The sequence below is a fragment of the Enterococcus montenegrensis genome, from assembly GCF_029983095.1.
GTDB lineage: Bacteria > Bacillota > Bacilli > Lactobacillales > Enterococcaceae > Enterococcus_C > Enterococcus_C montenegrensis.
Genome location: NZ_CP120467.1, coordinates 1,086,664 through 1,105,084, shown reverse-complemented (window position 1 = coordinate 1,105,084; position 18,421 = coordinate 1,086,664). Strand labels below are relative to the sequence as shown.

Annotated in this window: 15 protein-coding genes and 2 pseudogenes; 2 read left to right on the top strand and 15 right to left on the bottom strand. The window is 37.1% G+C overall.

Annotated features, from left to right (window positions below; all coding sequences use genetic code 11):
• Positions 1–360: 360 nt before the first annotated feature.
• The 12 genes and pseudogenes from trmFO to P3T75_RS05390 all read right to left on the bottom strand — a co-directional run bounded on the left by trmFO (position 361) and on the right by P3T75_RS05390 (position 14,124).
• The gene (gene trmFO / locus P3T75_RS05450; RefSeq protein WP_230711516.1) at positions 361–1,671 is read right to left on the bottom strand and encodes a methylenetetrahydrofolate--tRNA-(uracil(54)-C(5))-methyltransferase (FADH(2)-oxidizing) TrmFO; all 1,311 of its coding nucleotides are present in this window, start codon (positions 1,669–1,671) and stop codon (positions 361–363) included.
• 107 nt (positions 1,672–1,778) lie between these two features.
• Positions 1,779–3,857 carry a type I DNA topoisomerase gene (gene topA / locus P3T75_RS05445; RefSeq protein WP_206905399.1) on the bottom strand — a complete coding sequence of 693 codons (2,079 nt, stop codon included), beginning with the start codon at positions 3,855–3,857 and terminating at the stop codon, positions 1,779–1,781.
• A 117-nt stretch (positions 3,858–3,974) separates the two neighbouring features.
• A complete protein-coding gene (dprA, locus tag P3T75_RS05440) occupies positions 3,975–4,841 on the bottom strand; it encodes a DNA-processing protein DprA (protein ID WP_206905405.1) in 867 nt (288 codons plus the stop codon).
• 60 nt (positions 4,842–4,901) lie between these two features.
• Positions 4,902–5,669, bottom strand: coding sequence for a ribonuclease HII (locus P3T75_RS05435; RefSeq protein ID WP_206905408.1), 768 nt, complete (start codon positions 5,667–5,669; stop codon positions 4,902–4,904).
• Positions 5,650–6,519, bottom strand: coding sequence for a ribosome biogenesis GTPase YlqF (gene ylqF, locus P3T75_RS05430; RefSeq protein ID WP_206905411.1), 870 nt, complete (start codon positions 6,517–6,519; stop codon positions 5,650–5,652). The genes P3T75_RS05435 and ylqF overlap by 20 nt, the downstream gene beginning before the upstream one ends.
• 95 nt (positions 6,520–6,614) lie before the next feature.
• Positions 6,615–8,138 (bottom strand): tyrosine-type recombinase/integrase, encoded by a 1,524-nt coding sequence (locus P3T75_RS05425; protein WP_230340908.1) that lies wholly within the window; start codon positions 8,136–8,138, stop codon positions 6,615–6,617.
• Between the two features lie 724 nt (positions 8,139–8,862).
• A complete protein-coding gene (locus P3T75_RS05415) occupies positions 8,863–9,105 on the bottom strand; it encodes a helix-turn-helix domain-containing protein (protein ID WP_002335627.1) in 243 nt (80 codons plus the stop codon).
• A complete protein-coding gene (locus tag P3T75_RS05410; RefSeq protein WP_230340909.1) occupies positions 9,092–9,520 on the bottom strand; it encodes an RNA polymerase sigma factor in 429 nt (142 codons plus the stop codon). The genes P3T75_RS05415 and P3T75_RS05410 overlap by 14 nt, the downstream gene beginning before the upstream one ends.
• A gap of 261 nt (positions 9,521–9,781) precedes the next feature.
• Positions 9,782–10,578 (bottom strand): annotated as a pseudogene (locus tag P3T75_RS13590) (transposase).
• A gap of 160 nt (positions 10,579–10,738) precedes the next feature.
• Positions 10,739–11,046: pseudogene (locus tag P3T75_RS13585) on the bottom strand (transposase zinc-binding domain-containing protein); the annotation flags it as partial.
• Between the two features lie 236 nt (positions 11,047–11,282).
• Positions 11,283–12,986, bottom strand: a complete 1,704-nt coding sequence (locus P3T75_RS05395; RefSeq protein ID WP_282462399.1) for a Cna B-type domain-containing protein — start codon at positions 12,984–12,986, stop codon at positions 11,283–11,285.
• A gap of 223 nt (positions 12,987–13,209) precedes the next feature.
• Positions 13,210–14,124: an IS982 family transposase gene (locus P3T75_RS05390; RefSeq protein ID WP_230340914.1), complete on the bottom strand. Its 915-nt coding sequence runs from the start codon at positions 14,122–14,124 to the stop codon at positions 13,210–13,212.
• 146 nt (positions 14,125–14,270) lie between these two features.
• Here P3T75_RS05390 and P3T75_RS05385 point away from each other — a divergent pair, with 146 nt between their 5' ends.
• Positions 14,271–15,341, top strand: coding sequence for an ABC transporter permease (locus P3T75_RS05385; RefSeq protein WP_282462398.1), 1,071 nt, complete (start codon positions 14,271–14,273; stop codon positions 15,339–15,341).
• A 10-nt stretch (positions 15,342–15,351) separates the two neighbouring features.
• Positions 15,352–16,068 carry an ABC transporter ATP-binding protein gene (locus tag P3T75_RS05380; RefSeq protein WP_282462397.1) on the top strand — a complete coding sequence of 239 codons (717 nt, stop codon included), beginning with the start codon at positions 15,352–15,354 and terminating at the stop codon, positions 16,066–16,068.
• 82 nt (positions 16,069–16,150) lie between these two features.
• Here P3T75_RS05380 and P3T75_RS05375 read toward each other — a convergent pair whose 3' ends face one another.
• The 3 genes from P3T75_RS05375 to P3T75_RS05365 all read right to left on the bottom strand — a co-directional run bounded on the left by P3T75_RS05375 (position 16,151) and on the right by P3T75_RS05365 (position 18,384).
• Positions 16,151–16,699: a GNAT family N-acetyltransferase gene (locus P3T75_RS05375; protein ID WP_097638565.1), complete on the bottom strand. Its 549-nt coding sequence runs from the start codon at positions 16,697–16,699 to the stop codon at positions 16,151–16,153.
• Positions 16,700–16,806: 107 nt separating this feature from the next.
• Positions 16,807–17,721, bottom strand: a complete 915-nt coding sequence (locus P3T75_RS05370; protein ID WP_230340914.1) for an IS982 family transposase — start codon at positions 17,719–17,721, stop codon at positions 16,807–16,809.
• Positions 17,722–17,775: 54 nt separating this feature from the next.
• On the bottom strand, positions 17,776–18,384 hold the full coding sequence (locus tag P3T75_RS05365) for a carboxymuconolactone decarboxylase family protein (RefSeq protein ID WP_282462396.1): 609 nt from the start codon (positions 18,382–18,384) through the stop codon (positions 17,776–17,778).
• Positions 18,385–18,421: the final 37 nt, after the last annotated feature.

Sequence of the window (18,421 nt, the reverse complement as noted above, 5' to 3'; positions counted from 1 at the left end):
TACAACGAATTAAAAAACAAACAAATTGTCAGAATTTAAACAATATTTCCTTCTTTCGTCACAATTTACACAATATTGTCATACTTTTTTCACGACAAAATAAAGCTTAATAAGCTTAACACGGCAAGATTTTCACCGAATCAAAATTTGCTAGCCTAACATTTAGATGTCAGATCAGCATCTTACAAATTAACAAAACTTTCATATTTTTTCAATCTTATTTTTATTTCTATTAGACTTTCGCTCTATTGACTAAAGACACTCAGAAATTTATTAAGCCATCTCCTAACTTAACAAAAGAAAATAAGCAGTAAAAAACCGCCAACAAATGTTGACGGCCTAGTGTAGTTTTAGACTAAATTATTCTGAAACTACTTCTGCTGGAGTATTCAAGTGACTTAGGGCTCTCTTTGCTAATGTTTGATAGCGTAATTTTTTATCGCGAATACGCTCTGGCAATTCTGGCAATAATCCAAAATTAGCATTCATTGGCTGGAAGTGTTTGCCTTCTGCATGGGTAATGTAGTAAGCCATTGAACCCATAACTGTTTCTTTTGGCATGGTTTGTACTGCTTGTCCCAACGCTAATAACGCAGCGTTACGCCCAGCTAACAAGCCGCTAGCCGCACTTTCTACATACCCTTCTACGCCGGTCATTTGACCAGCAAAAAATAAATCATCCCGTTTAACTGACTGATAAGTTGGCCGTAATAATTCTGGTGAATTCATAAAACTATTGCGGTGCATGACACCATAGCGAACAAATTCAGCATTTTCTAAACCTGGAATCATTTGGAAAACTCGCTTTTGCTCGCCCCATTTTAAATGAGTTTGAAAACCAACGATATTATACAACGATGCCGCAGCATTATCTTGTCGTAATTGAATCACGGCATAGGGACGTTTGCCGGTTTTAGGATCTTCTAGTCCCACTGGTTTCATCGGACCAAAAAGCATCGTTTTTTCACCACGAGCAGCCATAACTTCAATTGGCATACAACCTTCGAAGTATTTCTCTTTTTCAAAAGTTTTTAACGGCGCAACTTCAGCTGTAATCAAGGCTTCGCGAAAAGCGTCAAATTCTTCTTTGTTCATTGGACAATTGAGATAAGCCGCTTCTCCTTTATCATAACGAGATTTCAGATACACTTTATCCATATCGATGGTACTTTTATCAATAATTGGTGCTGCAGCATCGTAAAAATAAAAACCGTCAGAGCCATTAAATGCTTTAATGGCTTCTGCTAATTTAGAAGAAGTCAAAGGACCGGTCGCAATCACGGTAACTCCGCTTGGGATTTCCGTGATTTCTTCTGAAATAACGGTCACATTTGGATGGTTTTTCACTTTTTTTGTGACAGTAGCGGAAAAAGAATCACGATCCACTGCCAAAGCACCCCCGGCTGGAACTGCCGTTTCGTCAGCCGATTGAATAATTACTGAGTTTAACCGCCGCATTTCTTCTTTTAAAACGCCAACTGCATTGGCCAAACTATTTCCTCTTAAGGAATTAGAACATACCAATTCTGCAAAATCTGAAGTATGATGGGCTTCTGTTGATTTTTCTGGACGCATTTCATATAGACGTACTAAAACCCCTGCTTCAGCAATTTGCCAAGCTGCTTCACTACCGGCTAGGCCGGCACCAATTACATTTACAAATTCAGTCATTTTATTCTTCCGTTCTTATATTTTTAACAAAAAAAGTGCCACACTAAGCGAATTTTTAGCAGTGATTGGATACGGGTAAAAAAGTGCGCCACTTATTTTTGTATTACTTATTTTTGGACGTTTTCTTCATAGTCGCCATTAATACAAACGACTTGTTTGCCACCTTTAACTTTTTTCTCAACTAAATATTGACCACATTTTGGACAATCGCGCCCAACTGGTTTATCCCAAGAAGTAAAGTCACAATCTGGATAACGAGAGCAGCCATAGAATAAGCGATTTTTCTTAGACTTTCTTTCGATAACTTGTCCTTTGTGACAAACCGGACAAATAACGCCGATTTCTTTTACAATCGGTTTGGTGTTGCGGCAATCAGGGAAATTGCTACACGCATAAAACTTACCATAACGCCCCAGTTTAATCACCATTGGATGCCCACAAACGTCACAGTCAAAGCCAGCGGGTTCATCTTTGATTTGAATTTTTTCAATTTTTTCTTCTGCATTTGTCAACTCAGTTTCAAATGGCTTATAAAAACGATCCACGACCTTAACCCAGTTTTCTTTGCCATCTTCTACTTTATCCAAGTCTGTTTCCATTTCAGCCGTAAAGTTAACATCCACGATTTGTGGGAAGAAATCTTCAATTAAGGAGTTGACAATTTCGCCTAATTCCGTTGGTTCAAAGCGTTTTTGCTGTAATTTTACATAGTAACGACGTTGAATCGTCTCAATTGTTGGGGCGTATGTTGAAGGACGTCCTACGCCTTTTTCTTCCAACGTGCGAATTAAAGTTGCTTCACTAAAGCGTGCTGGTGGCTGCGTAAAATGTTGTTTTGGTTCAATATCAATTGCTTTTACAACATCACCTACAACTAATTCTGGCAAGATGTTTTCTTTTTCTTCTTTACCATCATCGGTACCTTCGACATAAACTTGCATAAAACCTTTAAACTTAATCTTAGAACCGTTGGCAATGAAGATCACACCATTTTGCTCTAAAGTGACTTTCATTGTATCTAAAACAGCTGGTGTCATTTGACTTGCAACAAAACGAGACCAAATCAACGTATAAAGTTTTAATTGATCTTTATCTAAATATTGCTTCATTTCCTCTGGTGTTCGTGTCACGCTGGTTGGACGAACTGCCTCGTGGGCATCTTGCGCGCCTTGCGCATTTTTTACTTTTTTGTGACTATGAGAAGAATATTCTTTACCGTAAGTTGTTTCGATGAATTCTGCTGCTTCTGCTTTAGCAGAGTCTGCAATCCGTTTTGAATCGGTTCGCATATAGGTAATTAAACCGACGGTACCTTGTTTACCTAGCGCAATTCCTTCATAAAGTTGTTGGGCGACCATCATGGTTTTACGTGTTCTAAAGTTTAATTTGCGGGCTGCTTCTTGTTGCATACTGCTGGTTGTAAAAGGCGCAGCTGGATTGCGTTTACGTTCTTTTTTCTCGACTTTCACGACATCGTAATCTTTACCATCTAAACGACTTGTAACTTCTTTAATACTTTCAGCGTTAGGTAATTTTTTCTTTTTGCCATCGACGCCCCAAAAATTAGCTTTGAATTTTTTTCGTTCTTTTTGGAAATTGCCATCAATCGACCAATATTCTTCCGGAATAAATTGACGAATCTCTTTTTCCCGATCGATAATCATCTTTAGCGCAATGGATTGTACGCGACCAGCACTCAAGCCTTTTTTGACTTTACGCCATAAAATTGGACTAATAGAGTAACCCACTAAACGGTCTAAAACGCGCCGTGCTTGTTGAGCATCCACTAGATCCAAATCAATAGTTCGTGGTTCTTTAAAAGCAGCTTTAACGGCATCTTTGGTGATTTCGTTAAAGACTACGCGATTTTTGTCTTCTAAATCAAGATTTAATAAATGTGCCAAATGCCATGCAATAGCCTCCCCTTCACGGTCCGGGTCACTTGCGAGATAAACTTTTTGTGCTTTTTTGGCGGCACTTCTTAAACTTTTGATTACATCGCCTTTTCCGCGAATGGAAATATAATGGGGCTCGTAATTATTTTCAACGTCAATTCCCATTTTACTTTTTGGTAAATCGCGAATATGGCCGACGCTGGCAACAACTTTATAGTTGCGACCTAAGTACTTCTCGATTGTCTTGGCTTTTGCCGGTGACTCAACAATTACTAAATATTTATATGCCATATATAATTGATGGCTCCTTCCTAACAATTTACTACTATATTATACCTGAATTTTGGTAACTAAATCGTAGGTAATCATATCCATTAAAAAAATGTTTGTCAAGGAAGGCAATTAATCTTACTCAAAATTTGGCAACTCTTCTAAAATATCTTTTAAAGAAATTACACATTTTGCACCATCTTGAATCAGCTGCAAACAACCGGTTGAACGGCCGTTTAAAATATCGCCAGGAAAGGCAAAGACCTCTTTACCTGTGTCTAATGCCAATTGTGCCGTAGTAAGTGAACCGCTTTTTGCTTTGGCCTCTACTACGCATACCGCCTGTGATATACCGGCAATAATCCGATTGCGCATTGGAAAGTGATATTTTCTTACGGGTGTACCATAGGGATATTCACTGATGACCAATTGATTTTTTAACATTTCCCAATAAATGGTAAAAACTTCTTTTGGATAGCAGATGTCCAAACCACACCCCACAACACCAATCGTCTGACCAAAAGACTGCATCGCAGTTAAATGACTGCAACTATCCACCCCTTTTGCTAAGCCACTTGCAATCGTGTAGCCTCGGTTTGTTAAGGGTGGAACAAACTTTTTCACGATCTCCTTACCATAAGGTGAAACATTTCGAGAACCGACAAAACCAATAATTTTCTCTTGTTGCAACAGTAAAATATTTCCTTCGTAAAATAAAGCAAAAGGTGGTTGGTAAATTTCCTTTAGTCGCTTTGGATATAAAGGAGAGTCTAACGTGACATATTTTTGACCGTTTAATTTTTGCTGCAGCACCTCTTGCGTTAAAAAGTTCCAATCATTGTAAAAAACAAAGCTGTCACATTTTCTTGATAATAACGGCTGCACTTCTTTAGCGGTAAAATTAAAATACTGGTGTTTTTGCGCATATTCCAAAATACGCCACTTGGTAATAATACCTGCACCTTGCAATAAAGCTAATTTTAATAAGAACCATTCTCTTTCCATTAAAAAACCTTCTTTCTAGTTATCTTCAAATAAAGATACGCAAAAAAGAAGGAAAAATATTTATAAATAATTTTTAACTGGTGCAAAAGTTTTCCGGTGAATCGCACAAATGCCGTGATTTTTTAAACCATTCAGATGATCTTTCGTTCCATAACCAGCATTTTTATCAAAAGCATAAAAAGGAAAGATTTGATGGTATTCTTTCATCAAATTATCCCGCATTTCTTTGGCTATAATACTTGCTGCTGCTATTGAAACCGATCGCGCATCCCCTTTGATCAGATTGTCTTGGGAAATATCACAGTCTAGTTTTACTGCATCTACTAATAGATGTGTTGGTTCTACGGCTAAGTCATCTATAGCTAACAGCATCGCCTTTTTACTTGCTTGCAAAATATTAATACGATCGATTTCTTCGTGATCCACGACGCCAATTCCGACAGCTATCGCTTTTTCTTGAATTTCACAATATAGCTGCCCTCTTTTTTTAGCCGATAATTGTTTAGAATCATTTAAACCTAAAAGCACAACATCTGCAGGTAAAATAACCGCCGCAGCCACAACCGGACCTGCTAGAGGGCCCCGGCCTACTTCGTCAATCCCTGCGATAAAACGATGACCTTCTTGGTGTAATGTTCGCTCAAAACTAGTCATTTCAACATATTTATCTTTTAACGCTTGCTCTTTATCTAAACGCCGATAAAATTGTTGCAGTAATTTTTGAACACCAGCTCTTTCATCTTGAGCTAAAGCCATTAGATAAGGATCATTGGCATCGGTTAGTGTCGCTAGTTTTATTTTGATATCTTTAATTGCTTGTGCTTTCATTGAAAACTCCTGCTTCTTCGTAACGATCTAAGGTAAAAGGCCCTAATTTACTTTGCCGAATCTCAACGACAACCAACTCGCTACCACGATCATAGTCATCACGAAATCCTCTTTTTTCTGTAATCAACATCAATAAGTCTGGTAAAGGTAATTGCTCGTCGACTAACTCCAAATGATAGCGCTTGGCTACTCGCCCGGGGTAATACCGCGTGAAAAAATCCAAACCAAATAGTGCAATATCATCCAAATGTAACAGTTGGTCTTTAATGGCGCCAGTTAAGGCCAATTTCTTACCAATTTCAGGATCTTCAAATTTGGGCCATAAAATCCCTGGCGTGTCTAAAAGCTCTAATTCACTACCAGAACGCAGCCACTGTTGCCCTTTGGTTACCCCTGGTTTATTCCCTGTTTGCGCGATTTTTTTACCAACTAAACGATTCATTAAAGTTGATTTGCCGACATTTGGTATGCCAATCACCATCGCGCGAATTGCCCGTGGTTTAATGCCTCGGGCTTTATCTCTGGCAAATTTATCAGCCAAAACAGTTTTGGCCTTTGTCACAATTTTTTTAGTTCCTTGATTTTCCAAGGCATTCATTGCCAAAGCTGCAAAGCCTTTTGCTTCAAAATAGCTCTGCCATTTTTGTGTTTGTTCAGGGTCAGCCAAGTCGGCCTTATTTAATATCACTAAGCGTGGTTTTTGCTGTAAAATTTGATCTAATAATGGATTACGCGAAGAAAGCGGCAGTCTGGCATCCACTAATTCAAAAACGATGTCAACAAACTTTAGCTTTTCACTAACTTCCCGTTTGGCTTTTGCCATATGTCCTGGGAACCATTGAATCGTCATATTATTAAGTCCACTCCTTTCATATCAAGGTTTTAAAGGCCTTGACTCATAAAATTTTAGGTAAAATACTTCGCATGGGACAAACATGGGACAATTTAAAGATTGTGCTTCAACACCAGATTGTTTCCATACGTTATCTTGTAACCTAGTATCTTTCGCATTTTACCATAAATTGTTTCAATATCAAATGCTTGCCATTCTTCACTCAAATCACTAATCATCTTCTGAATAATGTTATTCTTTAAGTGTCTAGTTTGGTATTCGGGGGGAATTCCTAAAGCTCTTTTAAAATCTTCGAGAGTAAACTCGATTACATCTTTATCTATATTTTCTCTCAAAATCTTATTGAGCCTAGTTGAATATTCACTACAGAAAACCTCCGGATAAAAATCAAGTGGATTGTCTTTATCTAGCCAATGATCAAGAGCATTTACAATTCGTGTTGTACCTTTATTTGAAGTTTGAGCATAAACGTTCATTGTAGTTCTCAAATCTGTATGTCCCACATGAGATTGGATTGATTTTGGATCAACCCCCTCACTATCCTTTAAGTAAGTAATATTAATAAACCTAAAAGAGTGAGGAGTTATATTTTTAACCCACTTAAACCCATACTTACTTTCGCAATTTTCTCTTAAATCATCTTGAATCCTATGAATAAACGTTCGGTAGGATTTGGAAGTAACTGGCGCACCGTTTAACGTTCTAAATATTGAGTCTGTTTGGACATATGATTTCCAAGGCTTTATTTGATATCTCTTATCTAGCTGTTTACTTTTTTCCATAGCAGCAATTAAACTTTTCAAAGCTACCTGGGACAATCCGACTATCCGTTCAGATTCTTCTGTTTTTGGTGGGCCATACTCAAATTTTCCTTTGCCAGTTTGAACTAGATTTTTTGTGACTGTTATTCTCCGATTTTCAAAATCGACATCATCTACTGTTAAAGCTCCTGCCTCTCCAATTCGAAGTCCAGTATTCACTAAGAACAAAGTAAGATGGTAATAAACTGGATTCACCGATTTCTTAACCTCTGTTAGAAAAGCATTTAGCTCATGTGGTTCGAGATATTTTAACTTTCTTCTTATTTTGGGTTCCATTTTCTTTTCTCGAGGTAAATTCAACTCGACAACAGACATGGGAGAATAAACTAAAATACGATGTTTTACTGCATATCGAAAAATTTTATTTAAGGTACTCTTAATATGAATCATCGTAGAATATGAACTATCGTATCTTTTTTGATAATCAGTTAACAATTTTTCGAGTAATAATGGTGTGATACTTTCAACTAAAACGTCACCATCAATTAATTCATTCACTCTTCGAATCACTAAAATTTCTCGTTCTACTGTTCTTTCATTAACTCCGAATCGCCAATGCTCAAGCCATTTTTCTACAAGTTGAGAGAAACGTAATATTCTATCTGGTTGGGCATATTCATATTCTTCTAAAATTCGATCAATCTTGTCTTCTAATTCACGTTCAGCATTTCTTTGAGCCTTCCGAGTGCTGCCAGAATAAGTCAGAGTAATTTTCGTTCTCTTTCCCGTTAAAGGATTAGTATATCGGCTAATACATTGATAATTTCCACTTGGTAATTTTACATGTGATGCCATCTCAAATCACTCCTATAAGTTGGTGTGATATTGATTGTAAAAGCATGTAATAGATCTCCTCCAGTCACTATTTTATCACACCAACTTTCTTTATACAGCGACTTAACGGTAATTGGTCCTTTGCTTATATTTTAAAAATTCATGAAATCCATTAATATTTATCCAAACCAATTTTGGAGTCGGGTTAATGACATATTTTCTAAAATCTCTACTTCTTCTCATCTCCATCAACCAATGACTCAGAGTATTGACATTCAGATGTTCATATCTTTTCATTAACCCTTTTTTGTTAGTCCATTCGGTCTCTAACTCTTCATCTTTAGTAAGTTTCATCAGAAAGTTCAATTCCTTCCTATTAAAATAGTACATACTATACACAAGTAAATTAACTTGCTATTTCTTTTTTTAGCAATCAGAATCAATTCGAAAGTATTCTAATCTATCAGCTGCTTTGCCAAAGCACATAGGAATTTCACCTCCCCCCAGTAATGGCGGGCCAATTTGGTTACGGAAGTCTCATTATCGTAGTTATGATTTTTATATTAAATTTGTCGCTCAAAGGATAATCCAATCATGGCGTTACTAGAAAATCGTAATCTACATGTACTGATAGATTTACTATTCACTTATCAAAGAGCGTTAGGCTATTTTCAGCCTATGGAAATCCTTTATTTTAAACCGATAAAAAACTTCCATAGAATGAAAAGGAAAGGGAAAAAATACTTTAACGAGTTGTGTCAAATTCAAGTATCTTCTCAATCAATTTCGTTTCCAGTTGTCTACGCATATATTCATCTACGTACATAACCATTCCTTTTTCTTCTTCATAGACAGGTTTCATGGCTAATCGTGATATATAATTTTGATATTTTGACAGAACGATGGACATGGCGATTGAATCACCAGAGACTGCGGCTTCAATAGTAGCTACTGGTATAAACGGTATATATCGTTTATTTTGCTTCATAATTGCCACCCAAATACTTTCCTAACTCTTCCAAGGCCACTTGTCGTTGGTACCAAACACTGCCGAGACTTTTCCCAATAATATCGCCAATTTCCCGATCATTGAGACCGATGAAAAAGGACATCAAAATGATTTCTTGTCTTACGCTAGGTAATGCTGCAATCGCATTTGCCAACTCCTCATTTGAAATAAAAATCTTTATACCTAGGACAATAAAGCTACCACTACCATTCATATTTGGTTCTGAATAATAAAACTCTGTATCCAGTCCTTTTTGTTTCAATATCTCCATTGAGATTTGACGTTGGCGAAATCTAGCGTATTTCTTTTGAATGTTTAATGCCTCGTTGCGGACTACTTTCTTACAAAAACTGTCAAACGCGTGTCGAATGTGGGTTTCCCCTGAGTCGCCCATAAATTTTCCTCCTCAAAAAATTCATTCAACTCGTTTTACTTCTATCCCTTTCCATTATTACTACAATTTGGGAGTGAGCATTTTTCGAAAAAACTAAATTTTTTTCAAAATAAAAAAGGCATACAGACAGGAATTGTCTATACGCCTCACAAACAGTTAAAGCTAATATCTTATCTTGCTTTTCATAAATTTGTTATATATATAAGACGCAAATTTCAAGTAGAACTTAGCAACTTATTGAAATTCACTAGTTATTCTATTTTAAACACTATCTAGCATGCGCTTGAAAATGAGCTCGGGCATGGCAGTGAGCGCAAGTTTCGACATCTCTTCAAGTAAACACTCACGGGGAGAGTGGCGTAGCCTAATATTTTTCTTGGTAACGTGTTCATCCAGTCTTGGACACGCCGTATCAATGATAGGGATACATGTTCCATACGTGTTCCCTTCGAGATAAAGCGCCGAAGCATTCCCGTTTATCCACCATATCCGGTCGTTTCTCGATCAGATCGCCAAAAATGTTTTTGTTTCGTCTGTTTCGCGATTTGTTGGTTTTCCGCCGAATCTTGAGATGCTGGTCAATATTTTTTGTTTCCATTAAGCCAAGATCAATATAGTTGTACAGCGTTGTCGTGCAAGGAATCTCTTCATGGGGAAATAAGTTCAGTTTTTTTGCACGTCCCACATGGACATCGGGTGAATACTTTTCTTTCTTCATCTGATGATCAGCATACGCCATGAAGTCTGGGGCTGCAACCCATTTCGGTTGTCTGCGACAGTTTACTTGAGCTCTTTCATAAGAAGCCTGACCAGCATCGGCGGAATAAACGAAGGGCTCATAGCCATAGGTTTTTCCTTTTTGAACTTGACGTTTAATTTGACGGACCGTACCGTTTTTTACTTCAGTATGAATTGTTTGAGGAGCCGTTCGAGTAATTTTGCAATTGCACGATTGGATAGCTGTCGGTCACGTTATTTCCAAGCTTCGATTTTTTTCATTCCTGATACTTAAGGTGTTTGCCTTTGCTTAAATATGTGAAATCCTCAGGACAATTCATCCTTTATTGATTGTGTGGGAACTTCAATAATACATGAAATTGGGTAATGATGTTTTTTATTTTATGAAGTGGCTAAGTTTATTATAAAATATACCTTTTTAATAATTCTTCTCGATATTCTTCAATTAAAAAATTATCTCTGAATCCTTAATCAATCATAAATCATAAATATCACATGTCGATGAACTACTCGAAATAAATCATTTGCAGTTACTTTCGACTATTTTTGGCTTTCTCCCATTGGACAGCTCGGATAGAATTTTCCTTTACCACGCAACGGGATGAGTTTTTCATTGTGACACACTTCGCAAACGAGTAAACGATACCTTTTTCGAAGACCTCCACAATCACGGAACTTTTTTACTTCCTTCTTAATAATTGGACGAATTCGTCGCCCATACCGTTCTAAAAAGCGATGCCAATTTTGATGTTCATCAAAAAAATGGCTTGAAGAAGATTCTTTTTCATTGGCTTATTTTACCGAGAAATCAGACAAATGAAAGGGATAAGAACCTTGTCGCATAGGCTTTCTTATCCTTTCAAAAAGATATACTTCCTTTAATGTTAACAAAAAAAGAAGAACCGAAGTCCTTCTTAATTATAAGGAAATTGCTAAACAACACTAGTTGACAAAGAGCCATTTGATTTTGCACAACTCATCAGTCCTTATTGACAAAGAAAAGAGATCTTTCCAATTAGATTGATTAAGCTTTTCTTTTGTATTTCAACAAGTAAATCGCACCTGCAGTAACGATCAACAGTAACCCAATCATCGAAATGAACCAGTCAGAAGTTTCTCCGGTTTGTGGAAATCGACCTGAACTACTAGGTTTATTGTCAGATCCTGATTTGTTGCCACCAGGGCCAGGTTTCTTCTCTTTTGTTGGTAATAGTGTATTTATTGCAACAAAAGTAGTGGTGTTTCCGATCTTTTGAATATTGGAAACATAACCTTTCACTTGTGATTCTTCAATGGTGTAGTTGATTTCTTTCCCGTTATTATAAACATCCAAGTCTTCAAAGCTTCCTTGCCAGTTTGATTTGGCACTCAATTTCAATGTCTTACCTGTTTCTTTGCCATCTGCCAGAAGTTTGAAAGTAATGCTGTCTGGGCGAACTCCCGTTTTATCATCATCATCTTTCCAAACTTTCGTGACATTGACTTTTTCTTTACCAGGTGTATGACTATTGGTAATATCAAAGCCTTTGATAGAAGAAGAGTAATCCTCTACCTTATCTTCGACAACACTATATTGGATTTTTTCTCCATTTTCAAATTTTGGCATGTTCTTGAATTCATATTTCCAGTCATTGTCTGCAGTGACCTTAACTGTCTTCACAACTTCTGTACCTTGCAACAAATGAACAGTGATGACATCTGGACGTTTACCATCTTGATTATCATTGTCTTCCCAAGTCTTCGTGCCAGAAATATCAACTGTTGCTGGGGTGTGGCTGTTAGTAATAACAAAACCTTTGCTAGCATCACCACTGATCACTGATTCATAACCTTCAACAGCTAATTCTTGCACTTCATAAGTGACTTTCTTACCTGATTTGTATTCATCAAGATCAGCAAAGCTTGCTTGCCAATGATTCGCTGCATTCAATGTTTTCACTTGATCAGTTACTACACCATCAGCAACTAAGACAACTTTAATTTGATCTGGACGGACTCCATCTTGATTATCGGCATCATCCCAGGCTTTGACCACATTGACACTGGTCTTTCCAGGTGTATGCGTATTGGTCACATCAAATTCTTCAACTTCAGATGAATATTCTGGTACAGAAACTTCTTGAATCGTATACCTGATTTCATTACCAGATTTATATTTATCCAAACCAGTGAATTCATAGGTCCAATTGGTTTCTGCGGTCACTTCTTTACTATCTACTTCTTTACCATCTGCTAACAAACGAACTGTGATTGCCTTTGGGCGTTTGCCATCTTGATTATCATTGTCTTCCCAAGTCTTCGTGCCAGAAATATCAACTGTTGCTGGGGTGTGGCTGTTAGTCAATGTATAACCGTCTTTGGCATTTCCAGTAACTTCTACTTTGTAGCCATTTGTTTCGCCAACTTCTTTGACCGTATAGTCAATCGTTTGACCCTTATCTTTCAAGTCAAGATCTTTCCAAGTCGTGGTCCATTCGTTGGCTGCATTCAATTCGACTTCTTCGCCGACCTTTTTATCCCCCGCATAAAGTTGAACTTTAATACTTTCTGGGCGAACACCGTCTTGGTTATCTTTGTCATCCCAAGCTTTCTTGACACTCACTTCAGTTTTTTTTGGTGCATAGCTGTTGGTGATCTTAACAATTTCGCCTTTCGCCAATAATTGTTTCGTCAGTTCATAACCAAAGCCACTACTCACACAAGTAATTAACCATACTTTTTTGTTCATTTTTATCAGACCTCCATTATTTTGTCGCTTCATTTACACAGTTCAATCCATTCAATACTCTCGGATACCCCCACGTAAGGAATCAAAGTAGATAGTACTCCAATCAAAAAACTTTTGTCATTCCCAATCCGGATATTAGCCGATGCGTGAGAAATCAATTGTGGTTCACATCCGCCTTGGGACATTAAGAAACAAAAGGTAATACCCGTTGTGCTAGTTAATTTTAAAAACGACCAAGTGAATATCTAAGTGTTCCAGAAACGCTGACCTGCGCCTTTTTCAGCATAAAGCTATAGGTTAATAGAATTGCTTCTAAACGTGCTTCAAACCCCGCTAGAGAGCGATTTTTAAAGTTTTGAACACCTATTAAACTTAAACTGGAAATAACGGTTTCTACTTTCTTCCGAAATTTCCTTAATAAGCTGTTGTCGATAGTATCATTTGCTTTCTGATTTTTCTTTGAAGGAGTCCATAAATCTACGCCGATGGCGTGACAAGCCTGCTTCAATTTTGTACTAACGCAGCCTTTATCCGCCAATATCTGTTTGTTCGGAGCTTGTTCAACTAGATCATAGGCCATATTCACATCGTGAATGGAAGCCGAAGTTACTTCATAAGCAATAGGAAATCCTTTAGAATCAACACTCAAACTAATTTTAAATCCGTAATAATAGAGATCTTTTGTTGCATTGTAGCCAATGTTGGCAATCTCAGAGAAAAGTTTTGCTCGTCTATTACGAATCGTTGCACATAAGGGGCAAGGAAAACTGTCTATCACGGCATATCTTGCTTTATTGTCTAGTGAATTGACGTATTCATATCGAATGATTTTTAAGGCAGTCTTTAAGCCTCCACAAAACCTACTATACATTGTTCTACTAGGAAAAGCAGAAGAAGGATATAAAAATGCACAAATTGCCCGATACGTGCCGGATTGACTTGGAAATCCTATCATCAACCCAAAAATAATCTTTGAAATGATCACCGTATCCGCTTGTTTTTGTTGGTTAATATTTCGTCGAAGACGAATTGTATCGGGGATAAATTTTAGGTATAGTTCTTCAACTTTCTCTAAAATTGTATGATAAGTTGTTTGTACTTCTGGATAAAATTGGGTATTCTGTAATTGGCTTTGCATAGAATATTCACTCATTTCCTGGTAGTTTTGAGCTTATTCTATCGCAAAGCTATTTTATTTTCTGTTTTTAAAATTAACTAGCACAACGGGTTGTGGTTATGTTATTATGCGTGTATAAATAAACATTTTTTAGTAGAGGTGACAATATGTTTTTAGCTTGGAATGAAATAAAACATGCTAAATTAAGATATAGCTTGATAATGGGCGTAATGTTCTTAATCGCCTATTTGGTGTTTTTCTTGACAGGACTTGCTTATGGACTTGCACAAGACAATCGAACAGCTATTGATAAATGGCAGGCAGATACGATTTTATTGAGTAAAGAAGCCAATTCAAATTTAAATATGTCAATGATTGCCAGAAAGGAATTAGACAATGTAGATGCCAAAAATAAAGCCTTACTTGCACAAACACCTGGCGTAATCGTTGACAATTCTTCAGAAGATAATGAAAAAATTGACGTTAGTTTTTTTGGGATTGAGACAGACAGCTTCTTAGCACCTAAAATAGTTGAGGGAAAGATGTTTGCTTCAAATGATGAAGTGGTTGCTGATAGTAGTGTGAAGGAGCAATACGGCATTAAAATAAGTGATGAGCTTTCGCTTTCTGGGAATGAAAAAAAGCTCACAGTAGTTGGTTTTACAGAAAATGCAAAATTTAGCGTTTCACCAGTGTTATACACGAGCATTAATGCGTTTCAAGAAATTCGCTTTGAAAAAGAGGATACGAGTGAGAATGCGCGAATCAACGGCATTGTGATTAGGGGACCCCTTGCCGCATATCCTGATGATTTAGAAAAAATTTCAGTGGGCAATTTCATCAATGATTTACCAGGGTACAGTGCACAAGTACTTACTTTTGGCTTTATGATTGGGTTTCTTATTGTTATTGCGGCAATTGTTATTGGTATTTTTGTGTATGTCTTGACCATGCAAAAGCAAAAAATATTTGGCGTCATGAAGGCACAAGGAATTTCGAGCGGCTACATTGCTAAATCTGTCATTGTTCAAACATTCTTATTGGCTTTTGTGGGTGTTGTAATAGGTGCTTTAACAAGTATTTTGACATCTTTTCTATTGCCAGCCGCGGTTCCGTATCAAAATAATTACTTATTTGTGATAGGTGTTAGTATTTTGATGCTATTGTTCGCAGTTTCAGGTGCGTTATTCTCAGTTAGGACGATTGTAAAGATCGATCCTCTAAAGGCGATAGGTTAGGAGTGATAGTGTGAGCGCAATAGAATTCATTGATGTTAAAAAACAGTTCAAAGATGGCGACACAACAATCGAAGCATTAAAAACAACAAATTTCAAAGTTGAAAAAGGCGAATTTGTCGCAATAATTGGCCCTTCTGGTTCAGGAAAAAGTACCTTTCTTACGCTTGCAGGGGGACTACAGTCACCTACTGAGGGGCAAGTTAAAATCAACGGTGAAAACTTTAGTGAAGAAAAAGAAAAAACGCGGGCCAAGTTGAGGTTTAAAAAAATTGGCTTTATCTTGCAAGCTTCAAATTTGATTCCGTTTTTAAGTGTCGAAAATCAGCTGAAATTGGTCGATAAAATTAGTAGCAAGGAACAGCACTTATCAAAAGATAAATTATTTGATCAACTAGGAGTTTCTAAGTTGGTAAAAAAATATCCAGAGGAATTGTCAGGCGGAGAACGTCAGCGTGTGGCGATTGCACGTGCGTTATATAATGATCCTACAATTATTTTGGCAGATGAACCAACCGCTAGCTTGGACTCAGACCGAGCTTTTGAAGTTGTAGAAATTTTGGCTAAAGAATCAAAGGAAAAAAACAAAGCGATCATCATGGTGACACACGATATTCGCTTGGTCCAGTACTGTGACCGGATTATTGAAATTAGAGATGGACTGATGGTTGAAAAAGATGCGGAAAAAATAAAGCAAAAATATGCCCGTGAAGAAGACAATGAAAATTAGAAAAAAATAAAAACTATGCACGACAGATAACTTTCCAAACTAGAATTGTTGGATTAAGCAAATCAGTGTCGTGGATAGTTTTTTATTGATTTAACCACTCATCACGCAATACGCCGTATTCCAGCGAATCAAAATATCTGTCCTGTGTAAAACGAACTTTACGAATGCGCGCTTCCAGTGTTAGGCCACAGGCTTCACCGACCTTCATCATACCATGATTACCAGACCAAGTTCGGTAACCAACGCGTTGCACTTGGGGATGTAAATTGAATAGATAAGTAATCCATTGTGGAATGACTGTCGTAGCAATCCCTTTTCCCCATAAAGATGAGGAGTAAATGACGATGCCAAACTGCAACCAATTGTTTAAAGGGCCATCTTCCCAATAGGCAGTGACCATTCCAATTGGCTGATTTTGATATTCTATCAGCCCACGATGAGGATTTTCGACAGATTCTCCTCCCCATCCGGTAACGAATGCATCCCACGAAAGTACGGGGTTGTTAAAATATGGACCATCATATGCCATCCAACTAAGATCAGCAGCTGGGCCATAGCTAATTGCCCATAACATTGGTAAATCTTGTTTTTCAATTAAACGGATAGTAAGGGATAAGTCGAGTTTTTTCATATACACGTGTCCCTTCTCAATATTAAATACAGTGAATAAACTGATTATATCAATTATTCGGTGTGTTGATTCTGTGTATATAGTAAAACCCGTTGTGCTAGTTAATTTTAAAAACGACCAAGTGAATATCTAAGTGTTCCAGAAACGCTGACCTGCGCCTTTTTCAGCATAAAGCTATAGGTTAATAGAATTGCTTCTAAACGTGCTTCAAACCCCGCTAGAGAGCGATTTTTAAAGTTTTGAACACCTATTAAACTTAAACTGGAAATAACGGTTTCTACTTTCTTCCGAAATTTCCTTAATAAGCTGTTGTCGATAGTATCATTTGCTTTCTGATTTTTCTTTGAAGGAGTCCATAAATCTACGCCGATGGCGTGACAAGCCTGCTTCAATTTTGTACTAACGCAGCCTTTATCCGCCAATATCTGTTTGTTCGGAGCTTGTTCAACTAGATCATAGGCCATATTCACATCGTGAATGGAAGCCGAAGTTACTTCATAAGCAATAGGAAATCCTTTAGAATCAACACTCAAACTAATTTTAAATCCGTAATAATAGAGATCTTTTGTTGCATTGTAGCCAATGTTGGCAATCTCAGAGAAAAGTTTTGCTCGTCTATTACGAATCGTTGCACATAAGGGGCAAGGAAAACTGTCTATCACGGCATATCTTGCTTTATTGTCTAGTGAATTGACGTATTCATATCGAATGATTTTTAAGGCAGTCTTTAATCCTCCACAAAACCTACTATACATTGTTCTACTAGGAAAAGCAGAAGAAGGATATAAAAATGCACAAATTGCCCGATACGTGCCGGATTGACTTGGAAATCCTATCATCAACCCAAAAATAATCTTTGAAATGATCACCGTATCCGCTTGTTTTTGTTGGTTAATATTTCGTCGAAGACGAATTGTATCGGGGATAAATTTTAGGTATAGTTCTTCAACTTTCTCTAAAATTGTATGATAAGTTGTTTGTACTTCTGGATAAAATTGGGTATTCTGTAATTGGCTTTGCATAGAATATTCACTCATTTCCTGGTAGTTTTGAGCTTATTCTATCGCAAAGCTATTTTATTTTCTGTTTTTAAAATTAACTAGCACAACGGGTAAGGTAATCAGCTCTCGTTTACGATAATCTAAGCCACTTCTTGTGTAATAATCACCAAAACAATTTTCTACCAACCACTGATTGATGTGTTGACTTTCATCAGAACCTTGACTTGAGAAACCTCTCATACTTTCACCAAAAATAGCAATTTGTGCTTCTTCGCCGGCTTTTAGGCGATCTTCAACTTTAGTGTTTGATTGACTTACAAGTGGCAAAGAGATATTTACCTCTTCAAAAAAAAGATTCATTACTTTCAGAAAGGGGAAAACCCGGCCAATTCCTAAATAAGCGACGGCTTGATAGACGATTTCTTTAATTTCGACTGCTGTTACTCCAAAATTCATTGCTGCAGGAAGCATCGCTTTAAACTCATCAATTCCTTGACACCCCACTAAACTAGCTAGAATAGCGATAAAGCGTGTCTGACCATTAAGACCATCTTGCTTTACGACGGTATCAAAAGCAAAATTATCAAAACGTTCGATAAATTCTGGATCTGTTCGTAAAAAATCTGATTGATAACCAGGAAACATTTTTTCATGATAGTGCTGTGCTTGTTGACTAATAGTCATTAATATCCTCTCCTCACTATATATTCTACTTTTTTTG

Coding starts and splice junctions, on each gene's coding strand:
- P3T75_RS05375 (WP_097638565.1), bottom strand. CDS start 16,699: ATGAAAAAACTCGACTTATCCCTTACTATCCGTTTAATTGAAAAACAA.
- P3T75_RS05370 (WP_230340914.1), bottom strand. CDS start 17,721: ATGCAAAGCCAATTACAGAATACCCAATTTTATCCAGAAGTACAAACA.
- P3T75_RS05435 (WP_206905408.1), bottom strand. CDS start 5,669: ATGAAAGCACAAGCAATTAAAGATATCAAAATAAAACTAGCGACACTA.
- P3T75_RS05410 (WP_230340909.1), bottom strand. CDS start 9,520: ATGGGCGACTCAGGGGAAACCCACATTCGACACGCGTTTGACAGTTTT.
- trmFO (WP_230711516.1), bottom strand. CDS start 1,671: ATGACTGAATTTGTAAATGTAATTGGTGCCGGCCTAGCCGGTAGTGAA.
- P3T75_RS05385 (WP_282462398.1), top strand. CDS start 14,271: ATGTTTTTAGCTTGGAATGAAATAAAACATGCTAAATTAAGATATAGC.
- P3T75_RS05415 (WP_002335627.1), bottom strand. CDS start 9,105: ATGAAGCAAAATAAACGATATATACCGTTTATACCAGTAGCTACTATT.
- P3T75_RS05390 (WP_230340914.1), bottom strand. CDS start 14,124: ATGCAAAGCCAATTACAGAATACCCAATTTTATCCAGAAGTACAAACA.
- ylqF (WP_206905411.1), bottom strand. CDS start 6,519: ATGACGATTCAATGGTTCCCAGGACATATGGCAAAAGCCAAACGGGAA.
- dprA (WP_206905405.1), bottom strand. CDS start 4,841: ATGGAAAGAGAATGGTTCTTATTAAAATTAGCTTTATTGCAAGGTGCA.
- P3T75_RS05425 (WP_230340908.1), bottom strand. CDS start 8,138: ATGGCATCACATGTAAAATTACCAAGTGGAAATTATCAATGTATTAGC.
- P3T75_RS05365 (WP_282462396.1), bottom strand. CDS start 18,384: ATGACTATTAGTCAACAAGCACAGCACTATCATGAAAAAATGTTTCCT.
- P3T75_RS05395 (WP_282462399.1), bottom strand. CDS start 12,986: ATGAACAAAAAAGTATGGTTAATTACTTGTGTGAGTAGTGGCTTTGGT.
- topA (WP_206905399.1), bottom strand. CDS start 3,857: ATGGCATATAAATATTTAGTAATTGTTGAGTCACCGGCAAAAGCCAAG.